The sequence below is a fragment of the Streptomyces sp. NBC_01198 genome (genome assembly GCF_036010485.1).
In the GTDB taxonomy this organism is placed as follows: domain Bacteria; phylum Actinomycetota; class Actinomycetes; order Streptomycetales; family Streptomycetaceae; genus Actinacidiphila.
In genome coordinates, this window is sequence record NZ_CP108568.1 from 3,228,066 (window position 1) to 3,250,243 (window position 22,178).

At 72.1% G+C, this 22,178-nt stretch carries 20 protein-coding genes; 9 read left to right on the top strand and 11 right to left on the bottom strand.

Annotated features, from left to right (window positions below; genetic code table 11):
- Positions 1–2: 2 nt before the first annotated feature.
- Genes OG702_RS14390 through OG702_RS14405 form a run of 4 tightly spaced genes read right to left on the bottom strand, consistent with a single transcriptional unit; the run spans position 3 to position 2,933 of the window.
- On the bottom strand, positions 3–965 hold the full coding sequence (locus tag OG702_RS14390; protein ID WP_327289272.1) for a complex I subunit 1/NuoH family protein: 963 nt from the start codon (positions 963–965) through the stop codon (positions 3–5).
- Positions 962–1,888 (bottom strand): NADH-quinone oxidoreductase subunit C, encoded by a 927-nt coding sequence (locus OG702_RS14395; RefSeq protein ID WP_327289273.1) that lies wholly within the window; start codon positions 1,886–1,888, stop codon positions 962–964. The genes OG702_RS14390 and OG702_RS14395 overlap by 4 nt, the downstream gene beginning before the upstream one ends.
- The gene (locus OG702_RS14400; RefSeq protein ID WP_327289274.1) at positions 1,885–2,541 is read right to left on the bottom strand and encodes an NADH-quinone oxidoreductase subunit B; all 657 of its coding nucleotides are present in this window, start codon (positions 2,539–2,541) and stop codon (positions 1,885–1,887) included. Before OG702_RS14400 ends, OG702_RS14395 begins: the two co-directional genes overlap by 4 nt.
- Entirely contained in the window at positions 2,532–2,933 is a 402-nt protein-coding gene (locus OG702_RS14405; RefSeq protein ID WP_327289275.1) for an NADH-quinone oxidoreductase subunit A, read from the bottom strand. The genes OG702_RS14400 and OG702_RS14405 overlap by 10 nt, the downstream gene beginning before the upstream one ends.
- Before the next feature lie 270 nt (positions 2,934–3,203).
- On the opposite strand from OG702_RS14405, the gene OG702_RS14410 reads away from it, so the two are divergent.
- Entirely contained in the window at positions 3,204–4,424 is a 1,221-nt protein-coding gene (locus tag OG702_RS14410) for a sensor histidine kinase (protein WP_327289276.1), read from the top strand.
- Positions 4,425–4,649: 225 nt separating this feature from the next.
- Complete coding sequence (locus tag OG702_RS14415; protein ID WP_442814416.1) at positions 4,650–6,002, top strand: sensor histidine kinase; 1,353 nt, start codon at positions 4,650–4,652, stop codon at positions 6,000–6,002.
- Between the two features lie 2 nt (positions 6,003–6,004).
- Here OG702_RS14415 and OG702_RS14420 read toward each other — a convergent pair whose 3' ends face one another.
- Complete coding sequence (locus OG702_RS14420; protein WP_327289277.1) at positions 6,005–6,982, bottom strand: quinone oxidoreductase family protein; 978 nt, start codon at positions 6,980–6,982, stop codon at positions 6,005–6,007.
- Between the two features lie 158 nt (positions 6,983–7,140).
- On the opposite strand from OG702_RS14420, the gene OG702_RS14425 reads away from it, so the two are divergent.
- From OG702_RS14425 to OG702_RS14435, 3 genes are all read left to right on the top strand, one after another.
- A complete protein-coding gene (locus tag OG702_RS14425; RefSeq protein ID WP_327293227.1) occupies positions 7,141–7,800 on the top strand; it encodes a response regulator transcription factor in 660 nt (219 codons plus the stop codon).
- 168 nt (positions 7,801–7,968) lie between these two features.
- Entirely contained in the window at positions 7,969–9,936 is a 1,968-nt protein-coding gene (locus OG702_RS14430; protein WP_327289278.1) for a 2-oxoacid:acceptor oxidoreductase subunit alpha, read from the top strand.
- A 103-nt stretch (positions 9,937–10,039) separates the two neighbouring features.
- Positions 10,040–11,053, top strand: a complete 1,014-nt coding sequence (locus OG702_RS14435) for a 2-oxoacid:ferredoxin oxidoreductase subunit beta (RefSeq protein ID WP_327293228.1) — start codon at positions 10,040–10,042, stop codon at positions 11,051–11,053.
- Positions 11,054–11,129: 76 nt separating this feature from the next.
- Here the strand turns inward: OG702_RS14435 and OG702_RS14440 are convergent, their stop codons facing one another.
- A complete protein-coding gene (locus OG702_RS14440; RefSeq protein ID WP_327289279.1) occupies positions 11,130–11,477 on the bottom strand; it encodes a winged helix-turn-helix transcriptional regulator in 348 nt (115 codons plus the stop codon).
- A gap of 114 nt (positions 11,478–11,591) precedes the next feature.
- Between OG702_RS14440 and OG702_RS14445 the strand changes: the two genes are divergently transcribed.
- The 3 genes from OG702_RS14445 (at position 11,592) to OG702_RS14455 (ending at position 14,174) form a co-directional block, all read left to right on the top strand.
- Positions 11,592–12,461 (top strand): SDR family oxidoreductase, encoded by an 870-nt coding sequence (locus tag OG702_RS14445; RefSeq protein WP_327289280.1) that lies wholly within the window; start codon positions 11,592–11,594, stop codon positions 12,459–12,461.
- 118 nt (positions 12,462–12,579) lie between these two features.
- Positions 12,580–13,542, top strand: coding sequence for an EamA family transporter RarD (rarD, locus tag OG702_RS14450; protein ID WP_327289281.1), 963 nt, complete (start codon positions 12,580–12,582; stop codon positions 13,540–13,542).
- An 86-nt stretch (positions 13,543–13,628) separates the two neighbouring features.
- A complete protein-coding gene (locus OG702_RS14455) occupies positions 13,629–14,174 on the top strand; it encodes a GNAT family N-acetyltransferase (protein WP_327289282.1) in 546 nt (181 codons plus the stop codon).
- A gap of 86 nt (positions 14,175–14,260) precedes the next feature.
- Here OG702_RS14455 and OG702_RS14460 read toward each other — a convergent pair whose 3' ends face one another.
- The 5 genes from OG702_RS14460 to OG702_RS14480 form a co-directional block, all read right to left on the bottom strand.
- Positions 14,261–15,409: a lytic polysaccharide monooxygenase gene (locus tag OG702_RS14460; RefSeq protein WP_327289283.1), complete on the bottom strand. Its 1,149-nt coding sequence runs from the start codon at positions 15,407–15,409 to the stop codon at positions 14,261–14,263.
- Positions 15,410–15,636: 227 nt separating this feature from the next.
- A complete protein-coding gene (locus OG702_RS14465) occupies positions 15,637–16,599 on the bottom strand; it encodes an ABC transporter permease (protein ID WP_327289287.1) in 963 nt (320 codons plus the stop codon).
- A complete protein-coding gene (locus tag OG702_RS14470) occupies positions 16,586–17,560 on the bottom strand; it encodes an ABC transporter ATP-binding protein (protein WP_327289288.1) in 975 nt (324 codons plus the stop codon). Before OG702_RS14470 ends, OG702_RS14465 begins: the two co-directional genes overlap by 14 nt.
- 110 nt (positions 17,561–17,670) lie before the next feature.
- Positions 17,671–18,897: a LolA family protein gene (locus OG702_RS14475; RefSeq protein ID WP_327289289.1), complete on the bottom strand. Its 1,227-nt coding sequence runs from the start codon at positions 18,895–18,897 to the stop codon at positions 17,671–17,673.
- 383 nt (positions 18,898–19,280) lie between these two features.
- On the bottom strand, positions 19,281–20,303 hold the full coding sequence (locus tag OG702_RS14480) for a polyprenyl synthetase family protein (RefSeq protein ID WP_327289290.1): 1,023 nt from the start codon (positions 20,301–20,303) through the stop codon (positions 19,281–19,283).
- 513 nt (positions 20,304–20,816) lie between these two features.
- On the opposite strand from OG702_RS14480, the gene egtA reads away from it, so the two are divergent.
- On the top strand, positions 20,817–22,160 hold the full coding sequence (gene egtA / locus OG702_RS14485; RefSeq protein WP_327289291.1) for an ergothioneine biosynthesis glutamate--cysteine ligase EgtA: 1,344 nt from the start codon (positions 20,817–20,819) through the stop codon (positions 22,158–22,160).
- The last annotated feature ends 18 nt before the right edge of the window (positions 22,161–22,178 follow it).

The following is a 22,178-nucleotide window of genomic DNA, read 5'->3' on the forward strand; positions in this document are numbered from 1 at the left end:
GGCTAGGAGATCACCACCTTCACGACGCCGGTCAGGGCGATCTGGGCGAGGGACAGCGGGATGAGCACGGTCCAGGCGAGCTTCTGCAGCTGGTCCTCGCGCAGCCGCGGGTAGCTGACCCGCAGCCAGATCACGACGAAGGCCAGCAGCCCGGTCTTGACCAGCGTCCACACCCACCCGGCGCTGCCCGACCACGGCCCGTGCCAGCCGCCGAGGAAGAGCACCGTGGTCAGCGCGCAGAGCACGACGATGCCGGCGTATTCGGCGAGCAGGAACAGCGCGAAGCGCAGCCCGGTGTATTCGGTGTAGGCGCCGAAGATGATCTCGGAGTCGGCCACCGGCATGTCGAACGGCGGGCGTTGCAGCTCGGCGAGTCCCGCGGTGAAGAACACCACGCCGCCGACCAGCTGCCAGGGCGTCCACCACCAGTGGTAGCCGTCGAGGATGCCGGGCAGCGACAGGGTGCCTGCCGCCATCGCCACCGAGGCGGCGGCCAGCAGCATCGGCAGCTCGTACGCCATCAGCTGGGCGGCCGTACGCAGGCCGCCGAGCAGCGAGTACTTGTTCGCGGACGCCCAGCCGGCCATCAGCGACCCGAGCACGCCGACGCCCATCACGGCCAGCACGAAGATCAGCCCGGCGTCCACGGCCTCACCGACGAAACCGTCCGGGCCGACCGGGATGGCGACGAGCACCAGCAGATACGGCAGCAGGGCCACGGCCGGCGCGATCTGGAAGACCCGGCGGTCGGCCTCGGCCGGGACGATGTCCTCCTTCTGCGCGAACTTCACGCCGTCGGCGACGAGCTGGGCCCAGCCGTGGAAGCCGCCGGCGTACATCGGGCCGAGTCGGCCCTGCATGTGCGCCATGACCTTGTGCTCGGTCTGCCCGACCAGCAGCGGGAGGACCAGGAAGGCGACCAGGACGGCGACCAGCCGCAGGACGACGTCGAGCGCGTCGTTCATGTGGGGTCGCCTCCTTCTGCCGGGGGTTCCTTCGGGGCGGGGTCTTTCGGGGCCGGGTCTTTCGGGGCGGGCGGCTCGGCCGCCGGGGGTTCGGCGGCAGGCGGCTCAGGCGACGGCGGCTCGGCGACGGCGGGCGGCTCGGCAACAGGCGGCTCGGCGGCGGCGGGCGGGTCCGTGGCCGGGGGCTCGGGGGCCGGGGGCTGCTTCGGGGCCGGCGTCGGGCGGTGCCAGGGGGCGTCCGGGGTCTGGCCCGTCGAGCCCTCGGTCACGCTGCGGGTGCGGCGGGCCGGGCGTTCGCCGCCGGCGGCGGCACCGCGGGCGGCGCGTGCCGGGCGGGCGGGGGCCGGCGCGAGCTGGCCCTTGAGCGGGCCCCACTCGTTCGGGTCCGGCACCCCGGGCGGCTGCATCTGCCGCCGCTTGGGGCCGCCGTCGTGGGACTCCCCCGGCTCCTTCGCGCCCGGCCAGGCCTTCGCGACCCGGGCGGCGAGCACGAAGTCCTTGCGCAGCGGGTGCCCCTCGAACTCCTCGGGCAGCAGCAGCGGCGACAGCCCGGGGTGCCCGGTGAAGGCGACGCCGAACATCTCGTACGTCTCCCGCTCGTGCCAGGCCGCACCCGGGTGCACGCCGGTCGCGCTGGCCAGCGCGGGCTCGTCGTGGCCGACTGTCGTACGCAGCAGCAGCCGCCGTACGCCGCCGGCGCCGCCCAGCGCCACCACGTGTGCGCAGACCCGGAAACCGGTGCCCGGCTCGTCGACCGCGCTCAGCCAGTCGAAGAAGGTGCAGCCCAGCTCGTCGCGTGCGGTGGTCAGCGCGGGCACCCACGACTCGGCCGGCACGTCGACGGTCAGCAGGTCGTACGCCTCCTCGGCGGTGGCGCCCGCGCCGAAGATCTCCGCGGCCTCGCGCGGCAGCCATCCGGTCACGGCGTGTCCCCGGGATCACCGGCGGGCGCGGCAGGCGGGGTGACGAGCCCGCTGGTCAGCGCCCGCACGGAGGGCTTGGCGGGCGCCGCGGTGCCGTACCGCTCGCCCAGCGACTCGCGGGCGATCTTCTCCTGGAGCTTGAGGATGCCCTGCAGCAGCGCCTCGGGCCGCGGCGGGCAGCCGGGCACGTAGACGTCGACCGGGATGATCTGGTCGACGCCCTTGGTCACGGAGTACGAGTCCCAGTACGGGCCGCCGCAGTTCGAGCAGGCGCCGAAGGAGATGACGTACTTCGGCTCGGGCATCTGCTCGTAGAGCCGCTTCACGGCCGGCGCCATCTTGTCGGTCACCGTGCCCGACACGATCATCAGGTCGGCCTGCCGCGGACCCGGCGCGAAGGGGATCACGCCGAGCCGGATGAAGTCGTGCCGGGACATCGACGCGGCGATGAACTCGATCGCGCAGCAGGCGAGCCCGAAGTTGAAGACCCACAGGCTGTAGCGGCGGCCCCAGTTCAGGACCACCTTCATCGGCTCGGGAGCCAGCCGGGACAGCGGGCCGAGCCGGCGCGGCTCGGGAAGCAGTTCCGGCGGCGCGACGGAGGCGCCGCCCGTGGAGCCCGCGGCGGGGGTGCCGGCCGGGGTCAGATCCATTCCAGGACGCCCTTCTTCCAGGCGTAGAGCAGCCCGACCGCGAGGAAGCCGATGAAGACGAACATCTCCACCAGCGTCGCGCCCCCGAAGCCGGGCGCGGCGAAGACCGTCGCCCAGGGGAAGAGGAAGATCGCGTCGACCGCGAAGATCACGTACAGGTAGGAGTACACGTAGTAGCGGATCTGGGTGTGTGCCCAGTCCCCGCCGACCGGGTCGACCCCGCACTCGTAGGTGAGCATCTTCTCCGGCGTCGGCACGACCGGCCGCAGCAGGCGGCCGGAGGCGAAGGCGACGGAAACGAAGAGCACACCGACGACCGCGACCAGGCCGACGACCGAGTAGCCGTGGAAGTAGTCCACGTCCGTCCGCCCCTCGTTGACTCGTTCACTCATCGATCGGTGGTGTCCAGTGAACCGGTTGGATCTTTAGCCGATCTATACGGAGGGAGTCTAGGCCCTGGCCTGATCGCCACTGTCCGCCGTATCCCGTCAGGTGGACGGGACCGGTGCGGGGCGGGGCGCGCGGGGCCCTTCCTGAGGCGTTCCGGAGCAGCGACGGGGCCCGGGCGCCGCCCGCGGGCGGGCGACCTGGGGATAACCCCACCCGGCTCCCGCCCACTCACCCCATGGCGCGGGGCGCCGGTTCCCCGGCAGGCTGGGGGCATGAACGCCTCGCCGCCACCCGCACACCGCACCGCCACGGCCGCGGAGGCCCACCCGGCCGACCGGTCCGACGGTGCCGCCCTCCCGCCGCCGCGCTTCGCCTTCGACGCCGTGACGTGGAAGGAGATCCTCAACCTGCTGCTGAATCTCCCGATGGGGATCATCGGCTTCGTCTACGTCGTCACGACGCTGTCGATCGGTGCGGGGCTCTCCGTCACCGTGATCGGGCTGCCGCTGCTCGCCTTCAGCCTGCTCGGCTGCCGGCTGCTCGGCACGGTGGAGCGCGCCAGGGCACGGGCGCTGCTCGGGGTGCGGGTGGACGACCCGCGCCCGCTGCGGCCCGGCACCTTCGGCTTCTTTCCCTGGCTGTGGATGACGCTGAAGGACCCGGTGGCCTGGCGGCACGCGCTGTATCTGGCCATCCGGCTGCCGTGGGGCATCGTCACCTTCACCGTGACGCTGACCTCGCTCTTCGTCGCCTGGCCGGTGCTGCCGTTCCTGTCCCGCGGGATGTCGGCGGTGGACCGGGCGCTCGTCCGCGGGCTGCTCCAGCCGTCCGACGAGCTGGAGCAGCGGATCGCCGAGCTGGAGTCCGACCGCGGTGTCGTCGTCGACACCGCCGCGGCCGACCTGCGGCGCATCGAGCGCGACCTGCACGACGGGGCGCAGGCGCGCCTCGTGGCGCTGGCGATGGACCTGGGCCTGGCCAAGGAGAAGCTGCTCGAAGACCCCGAGGCCGCGGCCCGCATGGTCGGCGAGGCGCACGGCGAGGTCAAGATCGCCCTCCAGGAGCTGCGCGACCTGGCCCGCGGCATCCACCCGGCGATCCTCACCGACCGCGGCCTGGACGCGGCCCTGTCGTCCGTGGCCACCCGCTGCACGGTCCCGGTCTCCGTCACCGTCGACCTGCCGGCCCGGCCGGCGGAGGCGATCGAGGGCATCGCCTACTTCACGGTCTCCGAGCTGCTGCAGAACGTCAGCAAGCACAGTGGCGCCGCGCGCGCCTCGGTGGACGTGTGGCGCAGCTCCGACCGGCTGATGATCCAGGTGCGGGACGACGGGCGCGGGGGGGCCGACGTGGGGGCGGGCTCCGGCCTGGCCGGCCTGGCGGAACGGCTCGACTCCGTCGACGGCCTCTTCGTCGTCGCCTCCCCGCCGGGCGGCCCCACGGTCGTCACCGCCGAACTCCCCTGGCGCGACCGCGACTTCCGCCGCCCCTAGCCTTGGGGCGCCTGCCGCCCTTTCCCCGGCCCACGCCCCCCCGGGGGGCTGCCGCAAGTGGCAATCACCCTGCGGCACCAGCCACGACGGCGGGAAACGGGCGCACGCCACCGCGAGTGGCACCCCCCAACGAGCTCCCCGCAGGGGCCGGGTGGGGATAGCCCCACCCCGAAGAGACCGATGCACACCATGGGGTCGCCGCCTGCGAAAGGCCACCGTGGAGGTATGACGAGCAGCACGGAAAGGACGGTCCCGACCATGGCGTACGGCTACCAGCCAGAGGAGCGGGCGCGACACCGCGCCCCCGCCGCGCTGCGCGCACCCTTCGAGGCGAGGACCTGGCGCGAGTTCGGCTACGCGCTGCTCAACCTCCCGATGGCGATCACCGGCTTCGTGTGGACCGTCACGATGCTCTCGCTCAGCGCGGGCCTGCTCATCACCTTCGTGGGCCTGCCCCTGCTGGTGCTGAGCCTCGGCGGCTGCCGGGCGATCGGCCGGGTCGAGCGCGGGCGGGCGCGCTCGCTACTGCGGCTCGACGTGGACGAGCCCGGCCGGGCACGCGCCAAGGGCCGCGGCTTCCTTGCCCGGATGGGCGCGCAGCTCGGCAGCGGCGTGAACTGGCGGCACGTCATCTACACGCTGCTGCACTTCCCGTGGGGCATCATCACCTTCTCCGTCTCCGTCAGCCTCTTCACCTACGGGTGGGGCCTGCTGACGTACCCGCTGTGGCGCTGGGTCTTCCCGGTCTACTTCGGGCAGGACGGCCTGCAGATGTACAGCAGCGACGACGGCCGGCACGGCTGGTGGCTGCACACCCCGCTGGACATGACGCTGAGCGTGCTGGTCGGCGGGCTGCTGGTGCTGGCCACGCCGTGGGCGATCCGCGGGATGGCGCACGTGGACCGGGTGATGGTCCTCGGGCTGCTCGGGCCGTCCCGCCTCGACGACCGGGTCACCGAGCTGGAGTCCGACCGCGGTGTCGTGGTCGACACGGCCGCGGCCGACCTGCGCCGGATCGAGCGCGACCTGCACGACGGGGCGCAGGCCCGCCTCGTCGCGCTGGCGATGGACCTCGGCATGGCCAAGGAGAAGCTGCTGGAGGACCCGGCTGTCGGCGCGGTCATGGTGGAGGAGGCCCACGGCGAGGTCAAGATCGCCCTCCAGGAGCTGCGCGACCTGGCCCGCGGCATCCACCCGGCGATCCTCACCGACCGAGGCCTCGGCGCGGCGCTGTCCGCGGTGGCGGCCCGCTGCACGGTCCCGGTCTCGGTCACGGTCGACCTGCCGGCCCGGCCGGTGCCGGCGATCGAGGGCATCGCCTACTTCACGGTCTCCGAGCTGTTGCAGAACGTCAGCAAGCACAGTGGCGCCGCGCGCGCCTCGGTCGACGTGTGGCAGGTCGAGGACCGGCTGATGCTCTACGTGTCCGACAACGGGCGGGGCGGCGCGTCCCTGTCTGCCGGCTCCGGCCTGGCCGGCCTCGCCGAACGGCTCGACTCCGTGGACGGCGTCCTGGCCGTCGACTCCCCGTCGGGCGGCCCGACCCGCGTGACGGCCGAACTCCCCTGGCGGTCCTGAGCTCAGCCGAGCTTCGGGTCCACCGCCAGCAGCGTCTTGCCGACGTTGCGCCCGGCCCGCATCGCGGTCAGCGCGTCGGCCGCCTCCGCGAGCGGCAGTTCCGCCGAGACGTCCAGCCGGATCGCGCCCGACGCCAGCAGGGCGAAGGCGGACAGCGCGTGGCCGCGGACCGTACGGGGGGCGCGGCGGGCGAGGTCGCCGATGTTGTAGCCGGTCAGGGAGCGGTTGCTCTTCCAGAACGGCAGGACGGGCAGCGTCAGGTCCGGCTCCCGCGCCGCCTCCCCGTAGACCGCCAGCCGTCCGAAGGGCGCCAGCAGGGCCAGGCTGGCGAGCCGGGTCGCCCCTCCGATGGGGTCCAGGACGACATCGAGGTCGCGCATCCGCTCGGCGAAGGCGTCCCTGAGGTGGATCGCGTCGTAACCGAAGCGCTTGGCGTACGCGGCCTTCTCCGCCGACCCCACCGTCCCGTAGACGGCGGCGGCGCCCAGCGCGCGGGCGATCTGCGCGGCCGCGGAGCCGACTCCGCCGGCCGCCGCGTGGATCAGGACGGTGTCGCCGGCCGACAGCCGGGCCGCGCCGACCAGGACGCCGTAGGCGGTGGTCAGCACAAGGGCGGCGCCGCCGCCGTCCCGCGGCGATATCCCGTCCAGGGGGAAGACGAACTCGGCGGGCGCGACGGCGTATTCGGCGTAACCGCCGCCGTCCGGCAGGTAGGCGGCGACCGGGTCGCCGACCGCGAGCCCGCCGACCCCCGGGCCGAGCGCGGCGATCTCACCGGAGACCTCGAGCCCGGGCACGTCGAATCCGCGCGCTCCCTGCGGCCGCCCGAAGTCCCCGAGCACGTGCTGGAGTTCGCCGTAATTGACGCCGGCGTAGGCGACCCGGACGAGCACCTGCCCGGATCCCGGCACGGGGGTGGGCAGTTCCACCTGCCGCAGGACCTCGGGGCCGCCGTTGACGTCGAATCCGACCGCGTGCACGCGCACTCCTCTCCCTGGCCGCCGCGACGGATCGCGGCGCCCACCCGGCTGCCGGGCGCAACCTTGCCCATGGCAACCGTATTCCCCATTCACCCGCCGATGCTGGAATGCTGGGCGGGTCAGTCGGACACGGGGGAGCTCGAACGGTGGAGGACAAGGTGCGAGTGGTCATCGCCGAGGATTCGGTACTGCTGCGGGATGGCCTGACGCGGCTGCTGACCGACCGCGGCCACGACGTGGTGGCCGGCGTCGGCGACGCCGTGGGCCTGATCAAGGCGGTCGACGAGCTCGCGGCACAGGGGGCGGCACCCGACGTGGTCGTCGCCGACGTGCGGATGCCCCCCACCCATACGGACGAGGGCGTGCGCGCGGCGGTGCAGCTGCGCCGGGACCATCCCGAGGTCGGAGTGCTCGTGCTGTCTCAGTATGTGGAGGAGCAGTACGCCACCGAGCTGATCGCCGGCAGCAGCCGCGGCGTCGGCTACCTGCTCAAGGACCGGGTCGCGGACGTACGGGAATTCGTGGATGCCGTGGTCAGGGTGGCCGAGGGCGGTACGGCCCTGGACCCCGAGGTGGTCGCCCAGCTGCTCGGCCGCAGCCGCAAGCAGCATGTTCTTGCCAATCTCACTCCGCGAGAACGCGAGGTACTCGGCCTGATGGCCGAGGGGCGTACGAACTCGGCCGTGGCCAGGCAGCTGGTGGTGAGCGACGGAGCGGTGGAGAAGCACGTCAGCAACATCTTCCTCAAGCTGGGCCTGGCCCCGAGTGACGGGGATCACCGTCGGGTGCTGGCCGTGCTCACCTACCTCAACTCCTGAGGTACACGGGCTCCGCGCGCCATTCTGTCTCGACAGGCGAGACGTCGTTTCACCATGCGGGACGCCGGACGGTCGGCGCGCCGCCCAGATGACCGGACGTCCGGGGAAGGCGACCCTTACCGCCGTACGATGACCGGTGAGCCGCCGCCTCGAAGGAGGTCCGTTTCCGTGACCAGCCAGGTCAGCAGCCCCATTACCGCGGGCACCGCAAAAGAGCCGTCCGCCGTTGTCGACACCGACGCTCCCGACGAGAACCGCAAACCGGCGAAGGAGACCCGGCGCCTCGACCGTGTGATCATTCGTTTTGCGGGTGATTCGGGTGATGGTATGCAGCTCACGGGTGATCGTTTCACGTCGGAGACGGCGTCGTTCGGTAATGATCTGTCGACGTTGCCGAATTTTCCGGCGGAGATTCGGGCGCCTGCGGGGACGTTGCCGGGGGTGTCGTCGTTCCAGTTGCATTTCGCGGATCATGACATTCTGACGCCGGGGGATGCGCCGGATGTGCTGGTGGCGATGAATCCGGCGGCGTTGAAGGCGAATCTGGGTGATCTGCCGCGGGGTGCGGAGGTCATCGTGAACACCGATGAGTTCACCGGGCGTGCGCTGGGCAAGGTGGGCTGGCCGGTGAGTCCGCTGCTGGACGGGTCGCTGGCGGGGTTCGCGGTGCATGAGGTGCCGTTGACGACGCTGACGCTGGAGGCGTTGAAGGATTCGGGGCTGGCGCGGAAGGACGCGGAGCGGGCGAAGAACATGTTCGCTCTGGGGTTGCTGTCGTGGATGTATCACCGGCCGACGGAGGGTACCGAGGCGTTCTTGCTGCGGAAGTTCGCGGGGAAGCCGGATATCGCGGCGGCGAACGTGGCGGCGTTCCGTGCGGGGTGGAACTTCGGGGAGACGACGGAGGATTTCGCGGTCTCCTACGAGGTCGCTCCTGCGTCGTCGGCGTTTCCCGCGGGAACCTACCGGAACATTTCCGGGAATCTGGCGCTGTCGTACGGGTTGATCGCGGCGGGCCGGCAGTCGGGGCTGCCGTTGTTCCTGGGGTCGTATCCGATCACGCCGGCCTCCGACATTCTGCACGAGCTGTCCCGGCACAAGAATTTCGGGGTGCGGACGTTCCAGGCCGAGGACGAGATCGCCGCGATCGGTGCGGCGCTGGGGGCCGCGTTCGGCGGGTCCCTCGCGGTGACGACGACGTCGGGGCCGGGGGTGGCGCTGAAGTCGGAGACGATCGGTTTGGCGGTGTCGCTGGAGCTGCCGCTGCTGGTGGTCGACATCCAGCGCGGCGGGCCCTCGACGGGGCTGCCGACCAAGACCGAGCAGGCCGACCTGTTGCAGGCGATGTTCGGCCGCAACGGGGAGGCCCCGGTCCCGGTGCTGGCCCCGGCAACCGCCGGTGACTGCTTCGCGATGGCGCTGGAGGCCGCCCGGATCGCGGTGACCTACCGCACCCCGGTCTTCCTGCTCTCCGACGGCTACCTCGCCAACGGCTCCGAGCCCTGGCGGATCCCCGACGTGGAGGAGCTGCCGGATCTGCGGGTGGAGTTCGCGGCCGGCCCCAACCACACCGACGCCGAGGGGGTGGAGTCGTTCTGGCCGTATCTGCGGGACCCGGTCACGCTGGCCCGCCCGTGGGCGGTGCCCGGCACGGCGGGCCTGGAGCACCGGATCGGCGGGATCGAGAAGCAGGACGGCACCGGCAACATCTCCTACGACCCGGCCAACCACGACCTGATGGTCCGCACCCGCCAGGCCAAGATCGACAACATCACCGTGCCCCACGCGGCGGTCGACGACCCCACCGGCCGGGCCCGCACCCTCGTCGTGGGGTGGGGCTCGACGTATGGGCCGGTGACCGCCGCGGTGCGGCGGATCCGCGGCACCGGCCAGGAGGTCGCGCAGGTCCACCTGCGCCACCTCAACCCCTTCCCCGCGAACCTGGAACACATCCTGGGCTCCTATGAGCGGGTGGTGGTGCCGGAGATGAACCTCGGCCAGCTCGCCCACCTGCTGCGCGCCCGCTACCTGGTCGACGCCACCTCCCTGACACAGGTCACCGGGCTGCCCTTCAAGGCCGAACAGCTCGCCGACTCCATCACCGCGATCACGACGCAGGAGGCAGACCATGCCTGAGGTCACTGGAGTGTCCGGGGCACTGGGGGCGACCGGGGCGACCGGGGTGACTGGGGTCTCCGAGGCGCTCTCGCTGGTGCCCAAGGCGGCCGGCCGGCAGTCGATGAAGGACTTCAAATCCGACCAGGAGGTCCGCTGGTGCCCCGGCTGCGGGGACTACGCGGTCCTGGCCGCGGTGCAGTCCTTCATGCCGGAACTGGGACTGGCCCGGGAGAACGTGGTGTTCATCTCCGGGATCGGCTGCTCCTCCCGCTTCCCCTACTACATGAACACCTACGGCATGCACTCCATCCACGGCCGCGCCCCCGCCATCGCCACCGGTCTTGCGACCTCCCGGCGGGACCTGTCGGTATGGGTCGTCACCGGGGACGGCGACGCGCTGTCCATCGGCGGGAACCACCTGATCCACGCGCTGCGGCGGAACGTGAACCTGAAGATCCTGCTGTTCAACAACCGGATCTACGGGCTGACCAAGGGGCAGTACTCGCCGACGTCGGAGACCGGGAAGATCACCAAGTCCACGCCGATGGGATCGCTGGACGCCCCCTTCAACCCGGTCTCGCTGGCGATCGGCGCGGAGGCCTCCTTCGTGGCCCGCACCATCGACTCCGACCGCAAACACCTGCAGTCCGTCCTGCGGGCGGCAGCCGACCACCCCGGCACCGCGCTGGTCGAGATCTACCAGAACTGCAACATCTTCAACGACGGCGCCTTCGACGCCCTCAAGGACACCGCGACCGCCACCGAGGCCGTCGTCCGCCTCGAACACGGCCAGCCCATCCGCTTCGGCACCCCCGCCCCCGACGGCCTGGGCTCCAGGGGCGTCATCCGCGACCCCCACACCGGCGACCTGACCGTCGTGGACGTCACCGACACCACCACCGACCACATCCTCATCCACGACGCCCACACCCCCAACCCCGCCACCGCCTTCGCCCTGTCCCGCCTCGCCGACCCCGACACCCTCCACCACACCCCCATCGGCGTCCTGCGCGACACCCGACGACCCGTCTACGACACCGGCATGGCCGACCAACTCGACCAGGCCACCACCCAATACGGCCCAGGCAACCTCGCCACCCTCCTCGCCGGCCCCGACACCTGGACCGTCTCCTGACCCAGCAGAAGAGGAACCGCTTCCCCCGCACCCGGGGGAAGCGCCCCCCTGCGGGGAGCCGCCGGCCGCCGTGGCCTCACGCGTGGGCGGCGTCGTAGGCGGACTGGGCCGCCGCGACGGCGGCGACGTGGGACTCGGTCCAGGTGGCGAGCGCGCGGACCTTGCGGGCCGCCTCGTGGCCGAGGGCGGTGAGGTCGTAGTCGACGTGGGGCGGGATGACGGGGCGGGCGGTGCGGCGAACGAAGCCGTCCCGCTCCAGCGTCCGCAGCGTCTGCGTCAGCATCTTCTCGCTCACGTCCCCGATGCCGTCCCGCAGCTCGCTGAAGCGCAAAGTGCCGGCGTCGAGCAGGGCGGCGAGCACCAGGACGCCCCACCGGCTGGTGACGTGTTCGAGAATGGCCCGCTCAGGGCAGCTCACCTTCATGTACGTACCGTACCCAAAGGTGGGTACTGTCCTTAAGTTAGCGTGCCGGTTACGGTGATCCCGGCCGGAAGAACGTCCGGACCGCAAGAACCGCCACCCCCCGGGAGATCCACCGTGAGCATCGTCGTCACCGGCGCCACCGGCCAGCTGGGCCGCCTCGTCATCGCAGACCTGCTGGAGCGCGGGGTGGCGCCCGGCGGGATCGCCGCCGTCGTGCGGGACGCGGACAAGGCGGCCGACCTCGCGGCGGGCGGTGTGGAGGTACGGGTCGCCGACTACGACACGCCCGCGAGCCTCAAGGGCGCCTTCGCCGCGGGCGACCGCGTCCTGATGGTCTCGGCGAACGAGGTCGGCCGGCGCATCCCGCAGCACATCGCGGTGGTCGACGCGGCTGCCGAGGCCGGCGTGGCACTGCTGGTGTACACCGGCGTGCTGGGCGGCCCGGCCGCCGACTTCGTCCTCGCCGACGAGCACAAGGCGACCGAGGAGCACATCCTGGCCTCGGGGCTGCCGTACGTCTTCCTGCGCAACGGCTGGTACACCGAGGTCTACACCGCGAATCTGCCGGCGGTGCTCGAACACGGCGTCGTGATCGGCAACGCGGGCGAGGGGCGGGTCGCGTCGGCCGCGCGCGCGGACTACGCGGCGGCGGCCGCCGCCGTACTGACCGGCGAGGGGCACGAGAACCGGGCCTACGACCTGAGCGGCGACACCGCCTGGAGCTTCCCCGACTACGCGGCCACCGTCGCGGAGCTGTCCGGCCGGGAGGTCGTCTACCGCGACGTGACCGCGGCCGAGAGGCAGGAGATCCTCACCGGCGTGGGGGTGCCGGCCGACTTCGCGGCGGTGCTGGTGGACGTGGACCGGGCCATCGAGCGCGGCCTGCTGGCCGGCACCGGCGGGGAGCTGTCCCGGCTGATCGGCCGGCCGACGACGCCACTGCGCGAGACGGTCGCGGTCGAGCTGCGCGCGCTGGACGCCTGAGCACCGCTCCGTCAGGACCAATCCGCGATACGGGCCTGGCAGTGCGGTCGGCCGACCGCTACCTTCGGACTGCCGCCCGTACCCGCTCCGCGTACGGCGGCGTGGGGAGGATCGGACGATGGGCGACAAGCGCGCAGGGCTGGTGTACGGCTTCGCGGCCTACGGCATGTGGGGCCTGTTCCCGCTCTACTGGCCGCTGCTGGAACCCGCGGGGGCCGGCGAGATCCTGGCCCACCGGATGGTGTGGTCGCTGGTGGTGGTCGGCGTCCTGCTGCTGGCGCTGCGCCGGTGGACCTGGATCGCGGACCTGATACGCCGGCCCCGCCGCCTCGCCCTGATCGCGGTCGCCGCGACCGTGGTGTCGGTGAACTGGGGCATGTACATCTGGGCGGTCAACGCCGGGCACGTCGTGGAGACCTCGCTCGGCTACTTCATCAACCCGCTGGTCACCATCGCCCTCGCCGTCCTCGTCCTGCACGAGCGGCTGCGGCCCGTGCAGTGGGCGGCGGTCGGCATCGGCGGCGCGGCCGTCGCCGTGCTCGCGGTCGGCTACGGCCGGCTGCCGTGGATCGCGCTGACGCTGGCCTTCTCCTTCGGCACCTACAGCCTGGTCAAGAAGAAGATCGCCATGGGCGGCCTGGAGTCGCTGGCCGCCGAGACCTCCGTGCAGTTCCTGCCCGCCATCGTCTTCCTGATGGTGCTCGGCTCCCGCGGCGACTCGACCTTCACCCACCACGGCCCCGGCCACGCCGGGCTGCTGGCGCTGTCCGGGGTGGTCACCGCGGTGCCGCTGGTCTGCTTCGGCATGTCGGCGAATCGGCTGCCGCTGTCCACCCTCGGCCTGCTGCAGTATCTGGCCCCGGTCTTCCAGTTCCTGATCGGCATCCTGCACTTCCACGAGACGATGTCGACGGAGCAGTGGATCGGCTTCCTGCTGGTCTGGTCGGCCCTGGTCCTGCTGACCGTCGACGCCCTCCGCAACGCCCGCCGCACCCGCGCGACCGCCATCGCCCACCCCGTCCCCGCGCCCGACGCCGCCGACCCGGCAACCACCCCCGGCGCCCCGGCGGGTGCCGCCTAAAGACCGGGCGGAAGCCCGGCTCCCCGGGTCTCCCCGGCCGCCTTATTCGATTGCCGTCCCCGCTTCCGGTCGGATAGGAAGCCTGCATGCTAAAAGGCGGCACGATCGGGCTCAGAGCCCGGCACGAGGACGACATCCCGATCCTGCGGACCGAGCTCTACGACGACGTGGTCTACTCCTCGCGGGCCGACGGCCGGCCGTGGCGGCCGCTGCCCCCCGGGTCGAAGGATCCGCGGGTCGCGGTGGACGCCGAGGACCCGAGGCACGTCCCGTTCTCCGTGGTGGAGCTGGACGGCGGCGCGCTGATCGGCATCGCGGAACTGTGGAACATCGACACCCACCACCGGTCCGCGCATATCGGCATCGGGCTGCTGGCGGCCAGCCGCGGCAAGGGCTACGGCACCGACGTGGTCGCGACACTGTGCCACTACGGCTTCGTGGTGCGCGGTCTGCACCGGCTGCAGATCGAGACGCTGGCGGACAACACCGCGATGCTGCGCTCCGCCGAGCGCAACGGCTTCGTCCGCGAGGGCGTGCTGCGCTCCTCGGCCTGGGTGTTGGGCGAGTTCCTGGACGAGGCGCTGCTCGGCCTGCTCGCCCGGGACTGGCAGCCGCGGCCCCGCTCGAACTGACCCGCGCCCCGGCCTGTACGCGTGCGCCCCGGCGTCCGTCCCGCACGGCCACGGGGCCGTACGGGGCGGGCGCCGGTCACGGCACGTCAGGAGAACGTGCAGGTGATTGAGCCGTTGGGCAGGTTGATGCCGGACGAGGAGTTCGCGGTGAAGCCGAACGTCGTCGTGCCGTCCGGCGGGATCGTGCCGTTGTAGGCGGCGTTGGCCACGTTCGCCACGCCGCCGCTACTGGACAGCACGCCGTTCCACAGACTCGATATCTGCGTTCCGTCGCCTGGCTTCCAGGTCACCTTCCAGTGGCTCGTCGGTGTGCTGCCGTGGTTCATGACCTCCACCGAGGCCTGGAAGCCGCCGCTCCAGGACGTGGTCACCGAATACAGCGCCATGCAGGCACCGTCCACCGGCGGCATGGATGTGGGAGGCGTGGACGTCGGGGTCTGCGAGGTCGGGGGCGTGGACGTCGGGGTCTGCGAAGTGGGGGGCGTGGACGTCGGGGTCTGCGAGGTCGGGGAAGTCGTGGCGCCGTTGTGGATACCGGTGACCTCGCCGTGGCCGCCGTCGAAGGCGATGTCGGAGCAGGAGAAGAAGTTCTCGTTGCTGTCCGAGCGGACCCACTGGATGAAGATCAGCGCGTTGCCGGTGCGGCCCGAGGGCAGCGCCTGGTCCCAGTAGTAGTGGCCGCCGTCAGTGCCCGGCGAACCCACCGCGGGCGGGTTGGTGCTGCTGCCGATCGAGTCCAGGTCGGCCCAGGCCAGCGGGGTGGTCGGGGACCAGCCCTGCCGGGTGATGTAGACGTGGAAGGTGCCGGGGTGCGCGGCCCAGTTGCTGTACTGCAGCTGGATCGAGGAACCGGACGTCAGGTGGGTCCTGGGCCAGTCGTCCCGGGCCGCGTTGTAGGAGGAGAAGTCGTAGGGCGACTTGTTGCCCGCGCTGCACAGCGTCCCGTCGGGCACGTAGCCGGAGGTGCGGCCGCCCGCGTTGGAGTCGAGCACCGCGAACCAGTTGTAGAGCGGTGTCGTACCGCTCTGCGCCACCGCCGCCGCGCAGGCCGGGTTGGTGGGTATGAGCGCGCCGGTGGACGTCCGGGCGTCCTGGTAGCACAGGTAGGTGCGCGAGCCCGGCGACATGGCGACGCCGTGCGCCTGGGCGGAGCCCTGGGTGATCAGGACGATGCCGAGCGCCGAGAGCAGCGTGGCGAGGACGGCAATTAAGGAGAGCTGTCTGTTTCTCTTCAAGGTGGTGACCTTTCCGGCGACGTCCCCGAGGCCGTGGGTCCACCGCAGCCGGTCCTCGAGGGCGGAGTGGGGGGAGATGTGCCGTGGCAGCGTGGGAGCGCTCCCATGCGTGTGAAGCTAACAGCAGATCAGGAGCGTGTAAACAGCTCCGCCACCCGTACCTGCCAACCGCGCCGCCGACCCGGGCGCTGCGGGACTCCCGGGGCGGGACGCCGGTGGGGTGCGGCCTACGCCGTGACGTCGCGGGTGGTGAAGCGGGCCCAGGCGGCGGAGCCGAAGACGGCCGCGTAGACGGCCTGGAGGGCCAGATTCTTGAGGATGCCGGTCCATATGACCGGGGCGCGCATCACGTCGGCGAAACTCAGCCAGTAGTGCGGGAAGAGGTAGGGCTGCAGCGCGTGCAGCTGCGGGATGTTGTTGACGATCTGGATGGTGATCAGCAGGCCGACCGTGGCGGCCATGGCGCCGATGCCGCTGTCGGTGAGGGTCGAGATGAACAGGCCCAGCGCGCCCAGTCCGACCAGCGAGGACGCGACGAGCAGCGCGATCAGCAGCCCGCGCAGGATGCCGTCGGACAGCGGGACGGTGTTGCCGGACAGCAGCGTGACGTCGCCGACCGGGAAGAGGCTGAAGCCGACGATCACGGCGGACAGCACCACCACCAGGGTCGCGGCGACGCAGAAGGTCAGCACCGAGGCGTATTTGGCGAGCAGCAGGCGAGTACGGCCGGCCGGGGCGACCAGCAGATAGCGCAGGGTGCCCGTGCTGGCCTCACCAGCGACGGAGTCGCCGGCCACCACGCCGATGGCCATCGGGAGGAAGAAGGGCAGGGTCGCGGCGAGGGAGGCGAAGGCGAGGAAGAGGCCGTTGTTGCTGATCTGTTCGAGGAACGCCGGGCCGCCGCCGTCGTCGCCCGCGACCGAGCGGCCGCCCCGGGTCTCGATCCTGACCGCGATGCCGACCAGGATCGGCACTCCGGCCAGCACGCCCAGCAGCGCCAGCGTCCGAGCCCGGCGGAAGACGATGAGCAGCTCGGAGCCGAACAGCCCCAGCGACCACACCGCCCGCGTCGGCCGGGACTCCGGTGGTGCCGGAACGCGCCCGGCGCCGTGCCCCGCCGGCTCCCCCGAGAGGCGCTGGTGGCCGCTGTCCTGCAGGCCGGGGCCTGCGGTGGTCTCAGCCCGCGACATCGAAACCCTCCCCCGTCAGTGCCACGAAGGCATCTTCCAGCGACGCCCGCTGCACCCCGAAGCCGCGCACCCGCACCCCGGCCGCGACCAGCGCGGCATTCAGCTCCGCCAGGTCGGGCGGGTCGGCGGGCAGCTCGCCGGTGACCAGGCCGGTGTGCGGGTCGGTGGCCAGGTCCGTCACGCCGTGCTCGGCCAGCACCCCGGTGGCCTCGGCCGGGTCGGGGGTGGTGACCGCGAGCCGGCCGCGGGTGCCCGCGGACAGCTCGGCGACCGGCCCCTGGGTGATCAGCCGGCCGCGGGCCATCACGGCCGCATGGGTGCAGACCTGCTCGATCTCGTCCAGCAGATGGGAGGACAGGAAGACGGTGGTGCCGTCGTCCGCCAGCTCCCTGACCAGGGCCCTGATCTCCCGCATACCCTGCGGGTCAAGGCCGTTGGTCGGCTCGTCGAGCACCAGCAGCTCGCGCGGCTGGAGCAGCGCGGACGCCAGCCCGAGCCGCTGCTTCATGCCCAGCGAATAGGCCTTGGCCTTCTTGCCCGCCGCCGCGGTCAGCCCGACCCGGTCCAGCGCGGAGCTCACCCTGGCCTTCCGGGTCCGCGGGTCCGCGGTCGGGTCGGCGCTGTCGTAGCGGACCAGATTGTCCTGGCCGGACAGGAAGCCGTAGAGCGCGGGGCCTTCGATGAGGGCGCCAACCTTGGGCAGCACGCTCCGGGAGGAGCGCGGCATGGGGCGGCCGAGGACCCGGGCGCTGCCCGCGGTCGGCTCGATCAGGCCCATCAGCATCCGGATCGTGGTGGTCTTGCCCGAGCCGTTCGGCCCGAGGAAGCCGAACACGCTGCCGCGTGGCACCCGCAGGTCCAGGCCGTCCACGGCGAGGGTGCCCCGATACTGCTTGGCCAGGCCGCGGGTCTCGATCACCACGTCGGGCGCCGGGCCGTCCGCGGCGGGCGGCTGGTCCATCGCACTCCTTCGTCAGTGGCCGGGCGGCCGGCGGATCGCACGCCGGGCCGCACGACCGGGCGAGCCGCCTGCCGGGGTGGTGGCCCCGCCGGGCGGCGGGGCCACCGGGGTCATCGCGCGGCGCCGTTCGCGGCCGCGGTCAGCGCGGACTGGTCGACCGCACCGGCGTATATCGTGCCGTCCTGGGTCAGCAGGACATTGACCAGCCGGGTGTGGAAGAGGGTGCCGGACCCGAAGGAACCGGTGACCTGCGTGCCGAAGCCGCTGAGCAGCGGGCCCGCGCCGCCCTTGCCGTTGTGCTCCGCACCGGAGGGCAGCCCGCCCTTGGTCCTGAACACCGCGATGGTGTCCCAGCCGGAGCCGAGGTGGCCGGGCCGGGCGAGACCGGACATCGCGTCGGGCGACTTCTCCTTACGGGCCGCGCCCTGGGCTTCGGTCACCCTGGTCCCCTTGGGCGGGGTGAAGGTGAAGGTGCTCGCGGCCGGCTTGCCGAAGCTCACCTTGGTGAAGGCGATGTCGACGGCCGCCTTGCCCTTGCCCTTGGGCTGCAGCGTCACCTTCAGCGGCACCCCGGTGTTGGAGTCGACCGCGATCCTTATCGAGTCGATCGTCGTATCCGGCGCGTGCTTCGGCTGGATCAGCAGCTCGTACGCGCTGTGCCCGGCCACCCTCGCCGTGCCGTCGGAGGTGATCGAGGCCGTGCCCTGCGAGGCCTTGAGGATCTGCTGGGCGGCGGCCTGCGGGGTCGCCGGGAAGTCCTCCGGGCGCGGCTGCTTCTGCGCACCGGGCCTGGTCTGCTTGGCGGGCAGCGTGGAGTGATACGCCTCGTTGGACGAGCTGTCGTACGCCCACACCTGGGAGCCGTTGTGAATGACGCTGTATTCGGCGGCGGGCTCGATGATCGAGACCTTCTGCCGGTCCTGGCCGTCCGCTGCCACGTGCAGGGTGTGGGTGCCCAGGAGGAGCTGGGGGAACTGCCGCTGCGGATCGGCCCGCGAGCCGTCGCGCGAGCCGAACGCCGGCGGGGCCGCGGCACCGCCGAACAGGCTGCTCGCGGTGCCGCCGGACAGTGCGGCGGGCAGTCCCAGGTCGGTGGTGATCTTGACCGTGCCGTCCACGGTCTGGGTGTCGGAGGCGGCGATCTTGGTGATGAGCTGCTCGGCGGTGAGTGACGGCAGGGACGGGTCGCCGCTGTCGGCGAGCGCGGGGACCAATCCGATGGTCGCCGCGGTCAGGCCCACGACCGCTGCCGGGACGGCGTAGCGCAGGGTCTTGCGCCCCCGCCACCCGCCTTCGGGCTCTCGCGCCTCCGGCTGTGCCGGTTGGATCAGTGCCATTACGTCTTTACCTCCGTCGTCAGCGGCGGTTCGCTGTACTGCACTCGTCCACTCCCCAGGCCATTGTCGCCCGGTCCGCCCCGAAGTGGTCTGTATCCATCTCACCAAATCGGTCGTCCCGACACATCAGCCCCCAGGGCCAACTCCGTATACACCAGCGGGATGACTGTCCCGGGTCCCGTACACGTCCTGGAGTAAGGACCCCTGACCCCCTCTCAGGGTCAGGCACCGGCGGCGGGGCAGTGGCGGGGCAGCGATGGAGCAGCAGCGGGGCGACGGCGAAGCCACGGCCGAGCGGCGGCGGGGCAGCGGCCGAGCACCGGCCGACCAGCGGTCCGGCGGCGGCAGACGCGCCCGCGGACCGGGCGACCCGGCCGGCGGGATCAGCCCGCCCGGTGCACCACGGCGTCGCACAGCCCGGCCAGCGCCTGCTTGGCGGGCCCCTCGGGCAGCGGCGCCAGCGCGGCCCTGGCCTCCTCCGCGTACCGCAGCGAGTCGCGGCGGGCCTGCTCCAGCGCCGGGTGGGCCCGCAGCAGGCTCAGCGCCTCGGCGTGCAGGCCGTCGTCGGTGAGGTCGCCGTCGAGCAGTTCGATCAGCCGCCGGTCCTCGGCCGAGACCACGCCGCCGGCCTGCGCGTACTGCTTGCGCACATGCAGCACCGGCAGCGTCGGGATGCCCTCGCGCAGGTCGGTGCCCGGGGTCTTGCCCGACTCGTGGCTGTCGCTGGCGATGTCGAGGACGTCGTCGGCGAGCTGGAAGGCGATGCCGATGCGTTCGCCGTACTGCGTCAGGGTGTGCACCACCGGCTCGCCCGCGCCCGACATCATCGCGCCGAACCGCCCGGAGACCGCCATCAGCGAGCTGGTCTTGCCGGCCAGCACCTCCAGGTAGTGGTCCAGCGGGTCGCGGCCGTCGCGCGGGCCGACCGTCTCCAGGATCTGCCCGGTCACCAGCCGCTCGAAGGACTCGGCCTGCACGCGGACCGCCTCGGGGCCGAGGTCGGCCAGGATGTGCGAGGCGCGCGAGAAAAGGAAGTCGCCGGTGAGTACGGCGACCGAGTTGTCCCAGCGGGTGTTGGCGCTGGGTACACCGCGGCGGGCCTCCGCCTCGTCCATGACGTCGTCGTGGTAGAGCGTGGCCAGGTGGGTCAGTTCCACCACCACCGCGGCCGGCACCACGCCGGGCGCGAAGGGGTCGCCGAACTGGGCGCCGAGCATCACCAGGAGTGGCCGGAAGCGCTTTCCGCCGGCCTGCAGCAGGTGCCGAGCGGCGTCCGTGATGAAGGGGACGTCGCTCTTGGTGGCCTCAAGCAGGCCCTCTTCCACCGCCGCGAGTCCGGCGCCGATGTCGGCGTCCAGAGCGGGGTCCCACACGCTCAGCCCGAAGGGTGGCCCGACGACGTTCACGAGGGGTGCTCCTGTCGCTGATCTGGCTTCTGGCGGGGTTCTTGGGACGGCGCCTCGCGGGCGGCTCCGCTGGCGCTGACGTGGTGCTCGGCTCGTATTGCGTACACGGGCAGCGTAGCCGGTCGGCTGTGGATCACCGCCGGGGCATCGCCCTATGCCAAGCCTCGGGGAGGCGGCGGCGGATGACCGGTGCGGCAGCGGCGGGAGCGGCGCCCCGGACGGCGGCGGACCCCGCGCCGGGAGGCGGGGCGAGGCGTACGGGAGGCCGGCCGACATGACTCCACGTATAATCCTGATTACGGCGTTTCAGGGTGCTATGTCCCACCGGTCACCTGGACGTCGGGTGCCGTTCGTCCGACCGGCGAAGGTTCACCGATCCGTAAGACCATCTCGTCACACGGCCAACTAAGATCGCGGCTGCAACATGTGAAATGTCCTCGCATCGGGGTAGACCTCAACGGGAAAAAAAATCCCGCGGGAATCTCCGCCGGAAATCGATGAGGAGGTGGATCGATGGCAGCCGAACTGCTGGTGGACGAGGCAGAGGCCCATGTGCGCGGTGTCTGTTTCAAGACCGGGCCGCCCACACGGACCGGGGTCGAGCTTGAGTGGTTGGTGCATGACCGCTCCGATCCCAGGAAGCTGATAACCGCCGACCGGCTGGACGCGGCACTCGCGCCGGTCGAAGTGCCCGGCGCAATGCCACGGGGCAGTAAAATCACCCGCGAACCGGGTGGCCAGGTGGAGCTGAGCTCCCCGCCCGCCGGTTCGCTCACCCAATGTGTCGAGGCGATGGCCGCCGATCTCGCGGCCCTGCGCCTGGCCATGGACCGGGCGGGCTTGGTCCTGGTCGGTCGCGGCCTCGACCCCCACCGTGCCCCGCCCCGGGTCCTCGACGGGCCGCGTTACCGCGCGATGGAGGGCTTCTTCGACCAGGACGGGCCCTGGGGCCGCACCATGATGCGCCGCACCGCGTCCTTGCAGGTCAACCTGGACAGCGGGGACGACTCCTGCGGGATCACCGGCTACCGGCGGCGCTGGGAACTGGCCCACCGGATCGGCCCCGTCCTGGTGGCGGCCTTCGCGAATTCGCCGCTGCGTGACGGGCGCCCCACCGGGTGGGTCTCCACCCGTCAGGCGACCTGGGCGGCGATGGACCCCGGCCGCACCCGCCAGCCCGCCCACGACCCCGAGCCGCGTGCCGCCTGGGCACGCTACGCGCTGGACGCGCGGGTGCTGTGCATCCGCGGCACCGACGCCCAGGAAACCGACGCCCAGCAGACCGGCAGGCATGACGCGGCCGGGGCCAGGGGCGCAACCGGCGCCGGGGGCGCGGTCGTGCCCGGCGGCGGGACCGCCGACTGGAGCGCACCCCCGGGCCTGACGTTCCGCGACTGGCTGCGCGGCTCGGTGCCCGGGCTGCGCCGCCCGACCGCCGACGACCTCGACTACCACCTCAGTACGCTCTTCCCCCCGGTCAGACCGCGCGGCTGGCTGGAGCTGCGGATGATCGACGCCCAGGACGCCGACGCGTGGGTGGTCCCCACCGTGCTCACGGCGGTGCTGCTGGACGACCCGGTCGCCGCCGACGCCGCACTCGCGGCCACGGAAACACTGTGCCCCGACGGGCAGCCACTCCCCCCGGACGACGTCTGGCGGCGTGCCGCCCGGATCGGCCCCGCCGATCCGGACCTCGGCAAGGCCGTCCGCGCCTGCTTCACCGCCGCGGAGAGCGCGCTGGCGCGCTCGGACAGTCCCGCGGCGCTGCGTGCGGCGGTCGCCGGATTCGCCGAGCGCTACGCCGAGCGTGGCCGCTGTCCCGCACACGACCAGTTGGACGCGCTGTCACGCGTCTGACCTCCCGGAAGGTATGTC

Coding starts and splice junctions, on each gene's coding strand:
- OG702_RS14390 (WP_327289272.1), bottom strand. CDS start 965: ATGAACGACGCGCTCGACGTCGTCCTGCGGCTGGTCGCCGTCCTGGTC.
- OG702_RS14400 (WP_327289274.1), bottom strand. CDS start 2,541: ATGGATCTGACCCCGGCCGGCACCCCCGCCGCGGGCTCCACGGGCGGC.
- OG702_RS14405 (WP_327289275.1), bottom strand. CDS start 2,933: ATGAGTGAACGAGTCAACGAGGGGCGGACGGACGTGGACTACTTCCAC.
- OG702_RS14410 (WP_327289276.1), top strand. CDS start 3,204: ATGAACGCCTCGCCGCCACCCGCACACCGCACCGCCACGGCCGCGGAG.
- OG702_RS14415 (WP_442814416.1), top strand. CDS start 4,650: ATGACGAGCAGCACGGAAAGGACGGTCCCGACCATGGCGTACGGCTAC.
- OG702_RS14435 (WP_327293228.1), top strand. CDS start 10,040: ATGAAGGACTTCAAATCCGACCAGGAGGTCCGCTGGTGCCCCGGCTGC.
- OG702_RS14440 (WP_327289279.1), bottom strand. CDS start 11,477: ATGAAGGTGAGCTGCCCTGAGCGGGCCATTCTCGAACACGTCACCAGC.
- rarD (WP_327289281.1), top strand. CDS start 12,580: ATGGGCGACAAGCGCGCAGGGCTGGTGTACGGCTTCGCGGCCTACGGC.
- OG702_RS14455 (WP_327289282.1), top strand. CDS start 13,629: ATGCTAAAAGGCGGCACGATCGGGCTCAGAGCCCGGCACGAGGACGAC.
- OG702_RS14465 (WP_327289287.1), bottom strand. CDS start 16,599: ATGTCGCGGGCTGAGACCACCGCAGGCCCCGGCCTGCAGGACAGCGGC.
- OG702_RS14470 (WP_327289288.1), bottom strand. CDS start 17,560: ATGGACCAGCCGCCCGCCGCGGACGGCCCGGCGCCCGACGTGGTGATC.
- OG702_RS14475 (WP_327289289.1), bottom strand. CDS start 18,897: ATGGCACTGATCCAACCGGCACAGCCGGAGGCGCGAGAGCCCGAAGGC.
- egtA (WP_327289291.1), top strand. CDS start 20,817: ATGGCAGCCGAACTGCTGGTGGACGAGGCAGAGGCCCATGTGCGCGGT.